Source organism: Litchfieldella rifensis (assembly GCF_042646605.1).
GTDB lineage: Bacteria > Pseudomonadota > Gammaproteobacteria > Pseudomonadales > Halomonadaceae > Litchfieldella > Litchfieldella rifensis.
In genome coordinates this window covers 58,368-74,189 of the sequence record NZ_JBHRUG010000017.1, presented here as the reverse complement: position 1 = coordinate 74,189, position 15,822 = coordinate 58,368, and the positions used below count along the sequence as shown (strand labels likewise).

Sequence of the window (15,822 nt, the reverse complement as noted above, 5' to 3'; positions counted from 1 at the left end):
CTTTCATATCCATAGCGACGTATCCTGTTGCTTGCGCCAGTAGTCTACTACCAGCGACGTTCGAATTTCTTGCGTAACACCACGGCGGTGGCGTTCAGGGTGATCAAGACGCTCAACAGCACCAGGATGCCGCCGGCGGTCTTCTCGACGAAGGCGCGATCCGGCTCCCCTGCCCAGGTGAAGATCTGCGCCGGCAACACCGTGGCGGCATCGGTCACGGAAGCCGAAATATCCGGAATGAAGGCCACCATGCCGACAATGATCAGGGGGGCGGTTTCCCCCATGGCTTGAGCCAGGCCGATGATCGAGCCGGTCATGATGCCCGGCAGCGCCAGCGGCAACACATGGTCGCGTACCACCTGCCAGCGCGAACAGCCGACACCGAAGGCCGCATGACGAATGCTGTCGGGCACGCTGCGTAGTGCCGTGCGGGTGGCGATGATGATGACCGGCAACGTCATCAGCGCCAGTGTCAGGCCACCCACCAGCGGCGAGGAGCGCGGCACGCCAAAGAAGTTGATGAAGATCGCCAGGCCCAACAGACCGAACAGGATCGAGGGGATCGCGGCCAGGTTGTTGATATTGATTTCGATAAGCTGCGTGGCACGGTTATCAGGCGCGAATTCCTCGAGATAGACCGCGGTCATCACGCCGATCGGGAAAGCAACGGCCAGGGTCACCAGCAACGTCATCACGGTCCCCATCGCCGCCGACATGATCCCGGCAAGCTCCGGCATCTTGGAATCGCCGCGCGAGAAGAACGTCGTATTGAACTTGAGCTCGGCCCGCCCCGCTTCGGCAAGCGCATCGACCGCCGCCTTCTCGTCATCGTCCAGGCGCGTATAGTGGCCCTTGAGGTACTGGTCGACCTGGCCATCGGCCAGTACCCATTCGGTTCTGGTGGTGCCCAGCAGCTCGGGGTTGTCGCGCATCTTCATGGGCAAGGTACGCAGCCAGCCACGACTGACCAACTCCCTGACGTCTGCGTCGATCGCTGCCAACGGCAACTGCTGCGACTGCTCGCTATAGGTGACCTCGACCTTGATCTGGGCCTGCTGAAAGGCCGGCAACCCCTTGCCCAGCATGTCGGCGAAAAACAGCACCAGGAACAGCCCTGCCAGCCCCAGGGCCCCCATCGACATCCATTTCAGGCGAGCAGACTTGCGATGACGCCGCCGCAACTGCGCGCTGATCTCATCGAAGGATTGACTCATATGCGTTGTTGACCTCGATCGATGTCACAAATTGTTGGAGCGATACTTCTCACGGAAGCGGCGAATCATGATCACCGACACCAGATTGAGCGTCAGGGTGACCGCGAACAGCACCAGCCCCAGGGCAAAGGCCGACAATGTCTCGGCGCTCTCGAACTCCTGGTCGCCGGTCAAGGCGGCGACAATGCGCACCGTCACCGTGGTCATGTCTTCCAGCGGGTTGGCGGTGAGATTGGGGCGCATGCCGGCCGCCATGACCACGATCATGGTCTCGCCCAGCGCTCGCGACACCGCCAGCAGCGAGGCGGAAATGATCCCCGGCAGTGCCGCCGGCACCACCACGTGCTTGATGGTCTCGCCCTTGGTCATGCCCAGTGCCAGCGCCCCCTGGCGCATGCTGTCGGGAACGGCATTGATGACGTCATCGGACAGCGAGGAGATGAACGGGATGATCATGATGCCCATCACGATCCCCGGCGCCAGCGCATTGTTGAACGAGGCTTCCAGGCCCACGGCGCCGGCGATGGCAACGATGATGGGGGCAACGGTGATGGCGGCGAAGAACCCATAGACCACGGTAGGAATCCCGGCCAGCACCTCCAGCACCGGCTTGGCCAGCGTGCGCACCTTGGCAGGCGCGAATTCCGACATGTAGATCGCCGACATCAGGCCGATGGGGATCGCCACCAGCATGGCGACCAGGGTGATCATGAAGGTGCCGGCAAACAGCGGCACCGACCCGAATTGGGCGGTGCTGCCTGCGTCTTCGGCGCGCCCGGCGGCTGCCAGGAAGCTGGCGCCGGGGTTCCAGGTGGTACCGGTGATGAAGTCCCAGAAACTGTGCATCTGGAAGAAGCGCACGGCCTCGGAGACGATCGAGAACAGGATCCCGAAGGTGGTGAAAATGGAAATCAGTGCCGCCCCGGCCAGGAGGAAACGAATCACTCGCTCGATGGCCTGGCGTGCGTGGAAGTCGGCCCGGACTTGAGCCATGCCGACCATCAAGCCGGCGGCGGCCACCACCAGGCTGCCGGCCAGCAGGTACAGCGTGGGAATCTCGGCGCCCAACAGCAACATCGCGAAGGCCCCCACCGCCCCCACCGCCACCGCGGGACCGGCAGTAGCCAGCACCATGAACCAGGCGTACTGATCGGGCTGGGCATACATGGCGGTGCCGGTGGCACGTACCCGTGCCGCCTTGGCCCGCCCCATGAAGAAGGCTATCAGACCCAGCAGCAACAGGACGCCACTGAACAGCAGGAGAAGTTGGTTGGTCTGCATAGGAAACTCTCGGAAGTCATCACCCGGCTCATCGACGGGCCGGAACGTAAGCAGGCCGGCAACCCAGGGCTGCCGGCCACATCATGCGTCGAGCTCACCTCACTGCAGGTCGGACAGTTCGAGCCGTTCCTTGCTCTCGACGGCGTTGCGTGCTTCCTCACGCATCTCCTCCGGGGCCGGGATCAGACCGATGCCCTTGAGATAACCCAGCTCACCGACCATCTGCTCGCTCATGAACATGTTGGCGTACTCGTACATCGCCGGCACGTCGTCGCCGTGCTGATTCTTCAGGTAGAAGAACAGGGAGCGAGACACCGGGTACTCACCGCTACCGATGGCTTCGGGGGTCGGCTCGACGCCATCGATGCTGGCACCGCTCAGGGAATCGTCGTTCTCTTCCAGGAAGGAGTAGCCGAAGATACCGAAAGCATTGGTGTTCTCGGACAGGCGCTGAACGATCAGGTTGTCGTTCTCACCGGCGTCGATGTAGGCGCCATCGGCGCGGATGTTGGTGTAACCCTCGCCGCCGTAGGCTTCCATGTCCTCGGAGACGGCTTCCATGACCAGCTCCTCGAAGGCATCCCGGGTACCGGACGTGGTGGGCGGGCCATAGACGGCGATCTCGCGATCCGGCAGCGAGGCGTCGATCTCGCTCCAGCGGGTATAGGGGTTGTCGACCAGCTCGCCGTTCTGGGGCACCTGGGCGGCCAGGGCCAGGAAGATCTGCTCGCGCGTGACGTCCATCGGCTCGTTGGTGTTGGACTGGGCGAAGGCGATGCCGTCATAGCCGATGAAAGCTTCGGTGATATCGGTCACGCCGTTCTCTGCGCAACGCTCGAACTCGGAGGGCTTCATGCGGCGCGAAGCGTTGGTGATATCCGGCGTGTCATCACCAGCGCCGTTACAGAACAGGCGCAGGCCACCACCTGAACCGGTCGACTCGATGACCGGGGTCGGATAGTCGGTAGTCGCGCCAAATTCCTCGGCTACGTAGCTGGCAAAGGGGTAGACGGTGCTGGAGCCGACGATACGGATCTGGTCACGTGCCTGGGCGACTCCCGCCACGCTCATGACAGCGGCAGCGATAGCAGTGGTCTTGAGGATGCGGTTCATGCGGGTAACTCCTGTCGATGAGAGTGTTCAACCTTCGCGAGACACAAGATGCCGCACGAAAATGACAACTTCATGACAGTCGTAACATCGTGTCAGAACAGTAATCCCCATGCCCCAGCCACTCAGCCATGCAGCACCTTGCCCGCCAGTAGGCGCACTCCCACATTGCTCAGCACCGCCACCATCAGCATGGTCAGCACGGTCGGCCAGGCACTGTCGATCTCGAAGGCCCCGACCAATACCCCGGCCAGCGCACCGCAGGAAAACTGGATGCTACCCAGCAGAGCCGTGGCTGTAGCACTCATGTGGCTGAAATGATCCAGCAAGGAGGAGATCGCATTGGGGGTGATCAGCCCGATCATGCTGGTGAACATCATGATCAACGGCACGAAGGTCCACAGCGATTCGAGCCCGGTCATCACCGCCAGCACCAGCCCACTGGCAGCCACCAGTTGCACCCCCAGCCCCAGGCGCAGGTTCTGCTGTGGGCTGCGTTTGCGCAGCAGCCAGATATTGACGCGATTGGACGAGGCCATGACCAATACGTTGACCCCGAACACCACGGGGTACATGGCCGGCGACAAGCCGAAGTGTTCGATATAGAGGAACGGCGAAGCGGTGACGAAAGCGAACAGGCCGGCGAACGACATCGCCGTGGCACAGATATAGCCCATGGCCTCGCGATGACGAAAGACACTCAAGTAGTTGGCCACGACCTGTCGCGGCGAGGCCGCTGGCTGGTCTGGGCTGCGGGTTTCGGGCAGGTGGATGCCCAGCAGCCACATCAGGAACAGCGCATAGCAGGCCAGGAAGACGAAGATCAGCCACCAGTCCGCCAGGTACAGCAATCCGCTGCCTATGGCGGGGGCCGCCAGCGGCGCCAGCATCATGATCATCGCCATGGTCGACATCACCTTGGCGGCCTCGCGACCGCTGAAGCAGTCGCGCACGATGGCTGCCGAGTTGACCACGCAGGCCCCGCCGCCCAGCGCCTGCACGAAGCGCCACGTCCACAACGTATAGAGGCTTTCCACCTGAGTGATCGCCAGACTGGCAACCAGAAAGACCGTCAGCCCGCCGAGCAGTACTGGCTTGCGTCCCAGGCGGTCGGACAAGGGGCCGCAGGTCAATTGACCGATGGCGAAGCCAAACAGGAAGACGCTGATCGACAGTTCGGTGTGGTGAATGCTGGCCCCGATCGACTGCGCCAGTGCGGGCATCGCCGGCAGATAGGCATCGATGGCGAAGGGTGCCAGCGCCGTGTTGGCAGCCACCAGCAACGCGACGCGGCGGGCATTGAGCGTCAAGACGGCCTCCTTGCTTGTCAAGAACGGGGAAAAGATAGGACGCTAATGATACCCGATTTCATCATCGGTAGCAGATATCGCCTTCCCCTTGCAGACAGGCTCTCCCCACCCTGCCTGATACCCAGCGTCTCGCGACCTTGATAAAGTGGGCACTCTTCTCCCCCATGACCAGCACAGGACGCCCATGGCCCAGGACAAACTGACCCAGCTCAAGGCAATGACCACGGTGGTCGCCGACACCGGCGATATCGACGCGATTCGTCGCTTCCAGCCTACCGATGCCACCACCAATCCCTCGTTGATCCTGCAGGCAGCACAACAGGAAGGCCGCCGTGCGCGGCTTGCCGAACTGGCCCGCCACAGCACCGACATCAACGACGCGGTGGATGCCGTTGCCGTCGAGATTGGCAGCGAAATCAGTGAGCTGGTGCCGGGATACGTGTCGACCGAGATCAGCGCACGGCTATCGTTCGATACCGAGGCCAGTATCGCCCGCGCGCATTCGCTGATCGAGCGTTACGCACGCCATGGCGTCGACCGGGACAGAATCCTGATCAAGGTCGCCGCGACCTGGGAAGGGATCCGTGCCGCCGAACGGCTCGAGCGCGAAGGCATCCACACCAACCTCACCCTGCTGTTCGGCTTTACCCAGGCCCAGGCCTGTGCCGATGCCGGGGTCACCCTGATCTCGCCCTTCGTCGGTCGTATCCTCGATTGGCACCGGGCCCAGGCGCCGGATGCCGACTTCAGCGGCGACAACGATCCCGGCGTGCAATCGGTGCAGCGCATCTACGAGCATTACAAGGGGCACGGCTACAAGACGATCGTGATGGGGGCGAGTTTTCGCAATTGTGGCGAGATCGAGGCCCTGGCCGGCTGCGATCGGCTGACCATCTCCCCCACGCTGCTGGCCGAGCTGGCCGACGATCGGGGGGCATTGCCGCGCCGCTTATCGGCGGCGGTGGATGCCGAGACGTCGCCGCCGGAGCCGTACGACGAAGGCGAATTTCGTTGGGAACTGAACGAAGATGCCATGGCCACCGAGAAGCTGGCCGAAGGCATTCGCAAGTTCATGGCGGATCAACGCCGACTGGAAACCCTGTTGGGCGAACTGCGTCGCTGAAGTGCAGCCCTCGTGAATAGCTACGGCCCGGTCACTGTACCGGGTCGTGCTGCTGGGCCTCGAGCAACTCCACCAACGGCTGAAACTCCTCGCGGTTGTGCTCGTTCATCCGCATCAGGATGCGGTGAGCCTCGAGAATGCGCTGTTGCATGCCCGCCTCGTCGGCTTCCACCTGGGGCAAGTCGTTCAGTTCCCCGGGCTCGGTAAGTGGTGCTTCGACCAGAGTGAAGTAATGGGAGAAGCCCATCACATCGAGCATGCGCTGCACGTCGGGATGGTCGGCCACGATGGTCGGCGGCTGCTCCAAGCGCCCGCGCACCGCCATGGCCACCTTGGCAAGAAATCCCAATGCCGTGGAGTCGATATTGGTCGCCTCGCGCAGATCGATCATCACTGCCTTCAGGCCCGGGGTATTGGCCAGGCTTTGGGCCTGGCTGTCCAGCGTCGCACAGAGCGTCAAGCGCACATCACCGCATAACTTGAGCACGAAAACACCGGAGTCGAACGCCGCTTGCAATCGCCCTTCATGCATTATCATCGTCAAATCCGCTCAACGTCATGATCGTCAAGTCATCCGGGAGTTCATCCAGACCCGGTGCATGCCTGGCAACGGCATCCTCGTCACTATCGGGAACATCACCAAGCGCTAACTTCCCTCGCAGTGCGGTTACACTGTCACTGGCCCGCACGAGACGCTCGAGTTCCTTGAGCCGAATGTCGAGCGTATCGCCCGGTAGACACTCCAATACTCCATCCGAACACAGCCATAAACGGAAGTTCTGCGGCAGTGCACAACTAAGGCTAGGATACTCCACTCCCGGGAACAGTCCAACTGGCATTCCCTCGCCTTCAAGCACGCGGGCCTCGCCGTTCGCGACCAGCAGGGGCATGGGTAGTTGCGCCCCCAGCGAATAGTGCAAACGACGCTCCTCGTGGTCGATGACTCCCACGAACAGCGTGGCATGCTTGCCGATACCGGTATCGAGGAGTTCACGATTGAGTTCACTTAGCCAGCGTGAGGGCAAACGCTCGGGATCCTTGCCATCCCATTCGGACAACCAGCGGTTGCACAGATACTTGAGCAATACCGTCACAAACGCCGACGAGGCCCCATGGCCCGAGACATCGGCGAAATAGAACACGCTGTAGTCGTCGTCGAAGCGTTGAAAATCGAGAAAGTCGCCCGACAGGTACAATGACGGGGCCAGCCAGTAGTCACAGGTCACACCGGCGAACGTCTGTGGCCGTGGTGGCAACATCTTGCGCTGGATGTGGCCTCCCGCCTGCTGGTCGAGACGCAGCATTGCCAGATGGGTTTCCAGGCTTTCGTTGAGTTCGGCGAGCCGCTCACGGTCACGAGCATGCTCCTCGGCCAGGTGTCGGTTCTCGATGACCTTGGCGATCATGCGGCGCAAGATATCGCCATGCTTCAACGGCTCGATGATGTAATCCACCAGGCCGGCATCCACTGCCTTCAGCAGATCGCCATCGAGGCGCGAGTCACTGACCACCAGGGCCGGCACGCGTGCCGTGAGAGCCGGCCATTCCTGGCTGGGAACCGCCCGTGCATGAGCCACGATCAGTGAAGTGTCGTCGGGAAGGTCCTCGGCACGCTCGGCAGCCACCACCGCAAACTTGCCCTTGGCGATGACGTCGGCCAGCGCATCGCGCTCGCGTCCCGGTTGGTCTAGCACACCGATCAGCACACGTGAACTGGCCATGGCCATCTGCCTCCTGCCTCACTCGGCAAAAGCGTCATCATCGAAGTCAAATTCATCGCTGGCGAAGGGATCCTCCCCCAACTCTCCATCGCTGACCTCGAAGCGCCGTCGTTGCAAATAAGCATCGCGGATGAAGCTGTAGCGATCGCCACGGATCAGCTCCTCCTGCTCGAGGAAGCTCGCACGTCTATCGATCATACGTAAGGCGGTGAGAGCGTAACGCACCTCGTCGTCCTCGACATAAGTCAACGGATAAGTGTACATGTCCAGCGGCAGACCGGTCGTATCGCGAACGGTGCTCGGCCCCAGCAGCGGCAGCACCAGATAAGGGCCCTCTCCAACGCCCCATACCCCCAGCGTCTGCCCAAAGTCCTCTTCCCGCCCGGTAACCTCTATGCCGGTGGCGACATCCCACAAGCCCCCGATCCCGATCGTGGTATTGATCACGAAACGCCCGGCCGCGACACCGGCATTGTTCGGCTTGCCCTGCAACAGACTATTGAGCACGGTACGGACTTCACCGAGGTTGGAAAAGAAGTTTCCCACTCCGGTCTGCACGGGTTGCGGCGTGATGGCGTCATAGCCTTGGGCCAGGGGCTTGAGTGCCACGCGGTCGATGGCCTCGTTGAAGGCAAAGACACGGCGGTTGAATCCTTCCCAAGGATCCTCGGGATTGGGTTCCACGTTTTGCTGACTGGCGCAGCCTGCCAGTATCATCAAGACCAGCGTCACCACCAGCCACTTGGTGACGAGCACCGACACGCCACTATGCCTTCCCTTGCCATTCATCAAGCTCACCCTTTCCCCATGATCCCGTTGAGTCACGCCTTGCGTACAACGACGTTGCCGGCACTGTACCCAGCACCGAAGGAACACACCACCCCAAGCTGGCCAGATGTCAGGTCGTCACGATGCAGATGGAAAGCAATGATCGACCCCGCCGAGCTGGTGTTGGCATAGCGATCCAGGATGATCGGCGCCTGCAAGGGTGCCGGCTCCGTTCCCAGCACACGTCGCGCGATCAGGTCGTTCATATGCCGGTTGGCCTGATGCAACCAAAGCCGCGACAGCTCCTGGCCGGACAGTCCCAGGCTGTCGAGGTGGTCACCGATCAAGGTCGCCACCATCGGGCAGACCTCCTTGAACACCCGGCGCCCCTCCTGGACGAACAGCTTGTCCTGCGCCAGAGGATCGGCGTCGGTGACACGATTGAGGAACCCGGCATTGTTGCGAATGGCATTGGAGTAACGAGTGATCAGGCGCGTACCCAGGATCTCGAAGCGCGACGCCGCCGTAGCGAGATCGCCGGCTTCGATGACGACGGCCGTACAGGCATCGCCAAAGATGAAATGACTATCGCGGTCGCGAAAATTGAGATGGGCCGAGCAGATCTCGGGGCTGACGATGAGGGCCCGTCTCACGCTGCCCGCGCGAATCGCGTTGGCAGCGGTGTCGATGGCAAAAGTCGCCGAACTACAGGCCACGTTCATGTCGAACGCATAGCCACCGGCGCCCAATGCCGCCTGCAACTCCACGGCTACTGCCGGATAGGGGCGCTCATGGTTGGAGCAGGCAACGATCACCAGCTCGATATCCTTGGCGGCGACAGCGGCGGCATCCAGTGCCTCGCGTGCGGCCGAGAGCCCCATCTCGCCCTGGATCGACAGCTCGTCGTTGCCCCGCTCGGGCAACCGAGGGCGCATGCGTGCGGGATCGAGGATACCTGCGGCATCCAGCACATACCGGCTGTGGATACCCGACGCCTTGACGATGAACTCGGTACTGGAATACTCCAGCGGTTCACGCTCACCGGCGGCGATGGCCGAGGCATGCCGGGTGTTCTCGGCATCCACCCAGGTATTGAACGATGCCACCAGGGCATCGTTGTCGATGACGTGCTCCGGCGTGTAGAGCCCAGTGCCGGTAATCAGCGCATGTGTCATAGTCTCTCCCAGCGGCGGTTGGTTCCCGCCTTGAATCCTGTATCGGCAGCCTTTGGGGCCGCTTCAGTGCCGGCCAGTGATCTCCGCCCAACGCTTTTCCAGGCGCTTGCTGGATACCGGCATCAAGGTGCCGAGTTGCTGCGCGAACAACGAGACTCGCAATTCCTCGATCCACCAGCCGAATTCCACCAGTCGCGGGTCTTCCAGACCGGCACGACGGCTCGCCTCGCGTCGCTCGGCGAGGCGAGTTTCGAAATCCTGGACCTCCTGCATCAGCATCTGGTCGCGCATGCGCTCGCGCGGGGCTTTTTCCAGACGAATCGCCGCCGCCTCCATGTAACGCGGGTAATGCTCGAGCCAAGGCCCTGCCTCGGCGACAAACCCCGGGTGTACCAGCCGTTCCATCTGGGCCTTGAGATCACTGTATACCAGCGCCAGAGCGAAGCTCAGATTGCCTTTCAACGCCTTGGTCACTGCCAGATGCCCCTTGAGGGCCTGCTCCAGTGTCACCACCAACGCTTCGCCATGCGGCACCAGATCGGCGCGCCGCTCATCGAGCCGTTCGCGAAGTGCCTGTGGCGTGCGAGGCAAGGGATCGGTAGCCACCACTTGGAGAAACACGGCTTCGACCACATCGTCGACGAGCTGGCGCTTGCTGCCGACCTTGGTGAACAGCAATGCACAACGCTCGAGTCCCGGTAGGCGTTGCAGCAGGCGCACCTGGTCCGGCAAGCGATCCATCGCCAGGCGCTTGATGCCTTGACGATGCGCCTCACGCGCCTTGTCCGGATGATCGAAAAGCTCCACCACCAGGCTGTCTCCGGCCTCGGTCAGTGCCGGATAGGCCTCGACACGAATGCCTGCCTGGGTGGTGACCCGCGATTCCGGCAGGCCGGCCGCAGGGAGATCGTCGAGTCGTCGTTCGGCCACAACCTCCTCGCTCAAGGCCCTCGCGCCGGCACTGGCGGCCTGGGCGAAACGCCGCTCGAGCTCGACCGGATCGCGCCCCTCGCCCAGCGGCTGGCCATCGTGATCCACGACCCGCAGGTTCATGCGCAGATGCGGCTCGAGCAGATCCTCCCGCCAGTCGTCCGGCCCCAGACGCAACCCGGTCTTGACGCGCAGGAATTCGCCCAATGCCGCGGTCAGGGGCACGTCATCGGGTACCAGGCGCTCGAGCGCGGCATCGACCCAGTCGGGAATCGGCACCACCTGCCGCCGCACCGACTTGGGCAGCGACTTGAGCAGGGCAATGCATTTCTCGCGCAACAACCCCGGTACCAGCCAGTCGAGACGCGCCACCGGCAACTGCGAGAGCATCGCCGCGGGTACCGTCAGGGTGACACCGTCGTCGGAAGCACCGGGCTGGAAATGATAGGACAGCGGATAGCGTACGCCATTCAGTACCAGTTCGTCCGGATACTGGGCGGCCGTCACGTCCTCGGCTTCACGCGCCATCAGGGCCGCGCGATCGAACTTGAGAATATCGGGGTTCTCGGCCTCGGCCTGCTTACGCCAGCGCTCGAAGCCCTTGCCATTGATGATGTCCCGAGGCAGGCGCTGGTCGTAGAAATCGAACAACGTCTCCTCGTCGACCAGGATGTCGCGCTTGCGGGCTCGGTCCTCGAGATCCTCGACCTCCTCGATCAGGGCCCGGTTATGGCTGAAGAACTCGGCCTGGGTGCGATATTCACCTTCCACCAGGGCACGACGAATGAACAGTTCCCGGGCCTCCTCGGGGGCGATCGGCCCATAATGCACCTTGCGCCGGACGACGATCGGCAAGCCGAACAGGGTGACCTGCTCGAAGGCGACCACCTGGGCGCGTTTCATCTCCCAATGCGGTTCGCTATAGGAACGCTTGACCAGATGCCCGGCCAGCGGCTCTACCCATTGCGGCTGAATGCGCGCGACCTGGCGGGCGAACAGCCGCGAGGTCTCGACCAGTTCGCCGGCCATCACCCACTTGGGCGTCTTCTTGGCCAGCCCCGAGCCAGGATGGATCAGGAACTTGCGGTTGCGTGCCCCCAGGTACTCGCGATTCTCGATCAACTGGCCCAGGTTCGACAGCAGGCCCGTCAATAGTGCCTGATGCAGCTTGACGGCGTTCTCGCGCCGCTGGTGCGCCTGCTCCTCGTCGTCCTCCCCTTCCTGCGGCAACGATGCCGGCGGCACCGGTATCTCCATCTCGCGCAGCAGTTGCCGGAGCTGGCGGAAGGTATCGTGCCACTCGCGCAGGCGCAGGTAGTTGAGGTAGTGCTCGCGACACCAGCGGCGGAGCTGGTTGCCGGAAAGCTCCTCGCGTGCCGCCTCGAAGCCGTGCCACAGGTTCAGCCAGGCGACGAAATCGGAATCCGGATCGTCCCAACGCTTGTGCGCCTGATCGGCGGCCTGGCGCTTCTCGGCCGGTCGTTCGCGTGGGTCCTGTACGGCCAGCGCCGACACCACGATCAGTACCTCACGCAGGCTGCCGTTTTCGGCGCCGGCCAGCACCATGCGCGCCAGACGCGGGTCGATGGGCAGCCGTGCCAGGCGACGACCGGTTGCCGTCAAGCCGTTGCGTTCGTCGACCGCACCCAACTCGAACAGCAGCCGAAAACCATCCTTGATGAAGCGCGCATCCGGCGCGTCGATGAAGGGGAAGTCCTCGATATCGCCGAGCTTCAAGGACAGCATCGAGAGGATCACCGAGGCCAGGTTGGTACGCTGGATTTCCGGCTCGGTGAAGGCCGGTCGCGCCAGGAAATCGTCCTCGCTGTAGAGGCGTACGCACACCCCTTCGGCGACACGCCCACAGCGCCCCTTGCGCTGGTCGGCACTGGCCTGGCTGACCGGTTCGATAGGCAGGCGCTGGACCTTGGCCCGGTAGCTGTAGCGGCTGATGCGCACCAGGCCCGGATCGATGACATAGCGGATCCCCGGTACCGTCAGCGAGGTCTCGGCGACATTGGTGGCGAGCACGATGCGACGCCCCGCATGCGGCTGGAAGACACGATTCTGCTCGGCATTCGACAGCCGGGCGTAGAGCGGCAGGATCTCGGTGCTCTTCAAGTCGGCCCGGCGCAGGGTATCGGCGGTCTCGCGGATCTCCCGCTCGCCGGGCAGAAAGATCAGCACGTCGCGGGGGCCATGGAACCAGCGCTTCTCTCGCTCGATGGCCGCGATCTCCTCCACGGCGTGGAGGATGCCCTCCTGCAGGGTGCGGTCGTCCTCATCGGCGGCTTCACGCAGCAGCGGCCGATAGCGCACCTCCACCGGATAGGTACGCCCGGTCACCTGCACCACCGGCGCGGGGGCTCGGGGAGTACCGAAGTGTTCCGCGAAGCGCTCTACATCGATGGTCGCCGAGGTGATGAGGATCTTGAGATCGGCACGGCGCGCGGTAAGGCGCTTCAGGTAACCGAGCAGGAAGTCGATATTGAGGCTACGCTCGTGCGCCTCATCGATGATGATCGCCTCGTAGCGGGACAGATCCGGATCCTGCTGGGTCTCGGCCAACAGGATCCCATCGGTCATCAGCTTGACCAGGGAATTCTCCCCCGTCTGATCGGTGAAGCGCACCTGATAGCCGACCTGCTCGCCCAGCGGCACCGCGAGTTCCTCGGCCAGGCGGGAAGCGACCGAGCGTGCCGCCAGTCGCCGTGGCTGGGTATGGCCGATCAGGCCACGCCGTCCAAGACCGAGCTCCAGACACAGCTTGGGCAACTGGGTAGTCTTGCCCGAACCGGTTTCACCGGCCACCACCACCACCTGGTGGTCACGCAGCGCCGCCAGGATATCCTCGCGACGTTCGGCGACGGGCAGCTCAGGAGGGTATTCCAGCTTCACCGGCAATGCCCGGCGACGCGCCAGTGCAGCGCTGGATGCCGCCAGGCGGCGTTCGATCTCGGCCACGCCACGGTCCACCGGCTTGCCCTCTCGGGCCCGCCGTCTAAGACCCGCCAGGCGCCGCTCGAACTCGCGGGCATCACGCGCCAGGCAATCGCCCAGACGCCCCTGCAGGGCATCGAGTTGCGATAGTTCGGTAGCGGGGTGGGCGCGAGTGGTGGTGCTCAAGAGATCCTCTTCACGATCAACGAAACCTGCCCGCTCCGTAGCTCCCGGAACGGGCAGATCATTGTAACGCCAGGTGACAGGCCGTGCCTAATAAAGACGGCCTCTATCAAAGCACCGTTCAGGCTTCGCCCTGCTCTTAGGGAAGCGCTGAAGAAATCGACGAGCATGCTCAAGCGCAAGGCGCACGGAGCACAGGAACCGGAGCATATGGGGTATATGTGAGGATTCCGCCGGTCCGACGCTTCGGCACCGCGCAACGCAGCGATTGAGGAGCGCAGGCATTTATTCAGTGTTTCCCTGGCTGTCACGCAGTTCGCGGCGCAATACCTTGCCGACATTGGTCTTGGGCAGCTCGTCACGGAACTCGATGAACTTCGGCACCTTGTAGCCGGTCAACTCCCTCTTGCACCAGTCACGCAGCGTCTCCGCATCCAGGTCCTGGTTGCGCGACACCACGAACAGCTTGATCGCTTCGCCGGTGCCGTCGTCGGAAACCCCCACCGCCGCGGCTTCGACCACGTCCGGATGCCCGGTCACCACGTCCTCGATCTCGTTGGGATAGACGTTGAAGCCGGAGACGATGATCATGTCCTTCTTGCGGTCGACGATCCGCACATAGCCATCTTCCTGCAGCACGGCGATATCGCCGGTACGCACCCAACCCTCGTCATCCAGCGTCTTGGCGGTCTCTTCCGGCAGGTTCCAATAGCCCTTCATCACCTGCGGCCCCTTGACGCACAGCTCGCCTGCCTCGCCCAGCGGCAGGTCATTGCCTTCGGCATCGATGACCTTCAGCGAGGTGCCGGCCACCGGCTTGCCGATAGTGCCGAGTTGAATGGCATCGATGGGGTTGAAGGTGACGATCGGCGAGGTCTCGGTCATGCCGTAGCCCTCGGCAACGGGGCAGCCGGTGATCTCCTCCCAGCGTTGGGCAACGGCCTTGGTCAACGCCATGCCACCGGAAATGGTCAGCTTGAGGCGCGAGAAGTCGAGCTGCTTGAAGTCGTCGCGATTGCACAAGGCATTGAACAGGGTATTCAGACCGATGAAACCGGTGAATGGCTGTTTCTTGAGCTCCTTGACGAAGTTATCCAGATCACGCGGGTTGGTGATCAGGATCGAGTGATTACCGGTTTCCATCATGAACAGGCAATTCACGGTGAAGGTATAGATATGATAAACCGGCAACGGCGCAATGATCGTCTCGCCACCATCGGTCAACCCCGGGCCGATGGCGGCGCGGGCCTGCAGCATGTTGGCGACCAGGTTGCGATGGGTGAGCATGGTTCCCTTGGACACGCCGGTGGTCCCCCCCGTGTACTGCAGGGCGGCGATATCCTCGGCCTCGCGAACGACATCCTCGCAGCTCAATGAACGCCCCCGGCGCAAAGTCTCACGGAAGCTCATTGCCATGGGCAACGAGAATTTCGGCACCATTTTCTTGACGTGTTTGACCACGGCATTGATCAACTGCCGCTTGGGGAACCCGTGCATGTCGCCCAGTTCGGTGACCAGCACGTACTTGATATCGGTACGCTCGAGGACTCTCTCCAGCTTGTCGGCCATATTGGCCAGAATCAGGATCGCCTTGGCCCCGGAATCCTTGAACTGATGGGCCATCTCTCGCTCGGTGTAGAGCGGATTGGTATTGACCACCACCAGGCCGGCGCGCATCGCACCAAATACTGCCACCGGAAACTGCAGCACATTAGGCAGTTGGATGGCGATGCGATCCCCTGGTTCGAGACTCGTTTCGTTCTGCAACCAGGCCGCAAAATCCTTGGAAAGACGATCGAGATCCCTATAGTTCAGCGTCTGGCCCATGCAGGAAAAGGCCGGCTTGTCGGCGAAGCGTGCGATCGACGCCCGAAAGACATCCATCACCGAAGCATAGTCATCGAGTCCTTCAAGGGGTTGGCCGGTGAGGATCGCGGCGGTGGCGTGCTCGCTCATAGGTTGATCTCCGCATAGTGGCGACTGTACCGTCGACCTTTGTTCTTAGGGTGAGCTGGGCTTACCTTATACCAAGGCATGCAACGCTGTAAAACGAGCGATTGAAACTAT

General features: G+C 62.5%; 11 protein-coding genes. 1 reads left to right on the top strand and 10 read right to left on the bottom strand.

Annotated features, from left to right (window positions below; translation table 11 throughout):
• Positions 1 to 47 precede the first annotated feature (47 nt).
• From pstA to ACFOEV_RS07405, 4 genes are all read right to left on the bottom strand, one after another.
• Entirely contained in the window at positions 48 to 1,214 is a 1,167-nt protein-coding gene (gene pstA, locus ACFOEV_RS07420; protein WP_386772501.1) for a phosphate ABC transporter permease PstA, read from the bottom strand.
• 24 nt (positions 1,215 to 1,238) lie between these two features.
• Positions 1,239 to 2,495: a phosphate ABC transporter permease subunit PstC gene (gene pstC / locus ACFOEV_RS07415; RefSeq protein ID WP_386772500.1), complete on the bottom strand. Its 1,257-nt coding sequence runs from the start codon at positions 2,493 to 2,495 to the stop codon at positions 1,239 to 1,241.
• Between the two features lie 99 nt (positions 2,496 to 2,594).
• Entirely contained in the window at positions 2,595 to 3,608 is a 1,014-nt protein-coding gene (locus ACFOEV_RS07410; RefSeq protein ID WP_386772499.1) for a PstS family phosphate ABC transporter substrate-binding protein, read from the bottom strand.
• Between the two features lie 122 nt (positions 3,609 to 3,730).
• Positions 3,731 to 4,915, bottom strand: a complete 1,185-nt coding sequence (locus tag ACFOEV_RS07405) for a Bcr/CflA family multidrug efflux MFS transporter (protein ID WP_386772498.1) — start codon at positions 4,913 to 4,915, stop codon at positions 3,731 to 3,733.
• 184 nt (positions 4,916 to 5,099) lie between these two features.
• On the opposite strand from ACFOEV_RS07405, the gene tal reads away from it, so the two are divergent.
• Complete coding sequence (tal, locus tag ACFOEV_RS07400; protein WP_386772497.1) at positions 5,100 to 6,038, top strand: transaldolase; 939 nt, start codon at positions 5,100 to 5,102, stop codon at positions 6,036 to 6,038.
• A 31-nt stretch (positions 6,039 to 6,069) separates the two neighbouring features.
• Here tal and ACFOEV_RS07395 read toward each other — a convergent pair whose 3' ends face one another.
• The 6 genes from ACFOEV_RS07395 to ACFOEV_RS07370 form a co-directional block, all read right to left on the bottom strand.
• Positions 6,070 to 6,576, bottom strand: a complete 507-nt coding sequence (locus ACFOEV_RS07395) for an STAS domain-containing protein (RefSeq protein ID WP_386772496.1) — start codon at positions 6,574 to 6,576, stop codon at positions 6,070 to 6,072.
• A complete protein-coding gene (locus tag ACFOEV_RS07390) occupies positions 6,563 to 7,759 on the bottom strand; it encodes a PP2C family protein-serine/threonine phosphatase (RefSeq protein WP_386772495.1) in 1,197 nt (398 codons plus the stop codon). Before ACFOEV_RS07390 ends, ACFOEV_RS07395 begins: the two co-directional genes overlap by 14 nt.
• 18 nt (positions 7,760 to 7,777) lie before the next feature.
• Positions 7,778 to 8,548: an MlaA family lipoprotein gene (locus ACFOEV_RS07385; protein ID WP_386772494.1), complete on the bottom strand. Its 771-nt coding sequence runs from the start codon at positions 8,546 to 8,548 to the stop codon at positions 7,778 to 7,780.
• A 32-nt stretch (positions 8,549 to 8,580) separates the two neighbouring features.
• Positions 8,581 to 9,702 (bottom strand): beta-ketoacyl-ACP synthase III, encoded by a 1,122-nt coding sequence (locus ACFOEV_RS07380; RefSeq protein WP_386772493.1) that lies wholly within the window; start codon positions 9,700 to 9,702, stop codon positions 8,581 to 8,583.
• A 63-nt stretch (positions 9,703 to 9,765) separates the two neighbouring features.
• On the bottom strand, positions 9,766 to 13,758 hold the full coding sequence (gene hrpA, locus ACFOEV_RS07375) for an ATP-dependent RNA helicase HrpA (RefSeq protein ID WP_386772492.1): 3,993 nt from the start codon (positions 13,756 to 13,758) through the stop codon (positions 9,766 to 9,768).
• A gap of 282 nt (positions 13,759 to 14,040) precedes the next feature.
• Entirely contained in the window at positions 14,041 to 15,711 is a 1,671-nt protein-coding gene (locus ACFOEV_RS07370; RefSeq protein WP_386772491.1) for an AMP-binding protein, read from the bottom strand.
• Positions 15,712 to 15,822 lie beyond the last annotated feature (111 nt).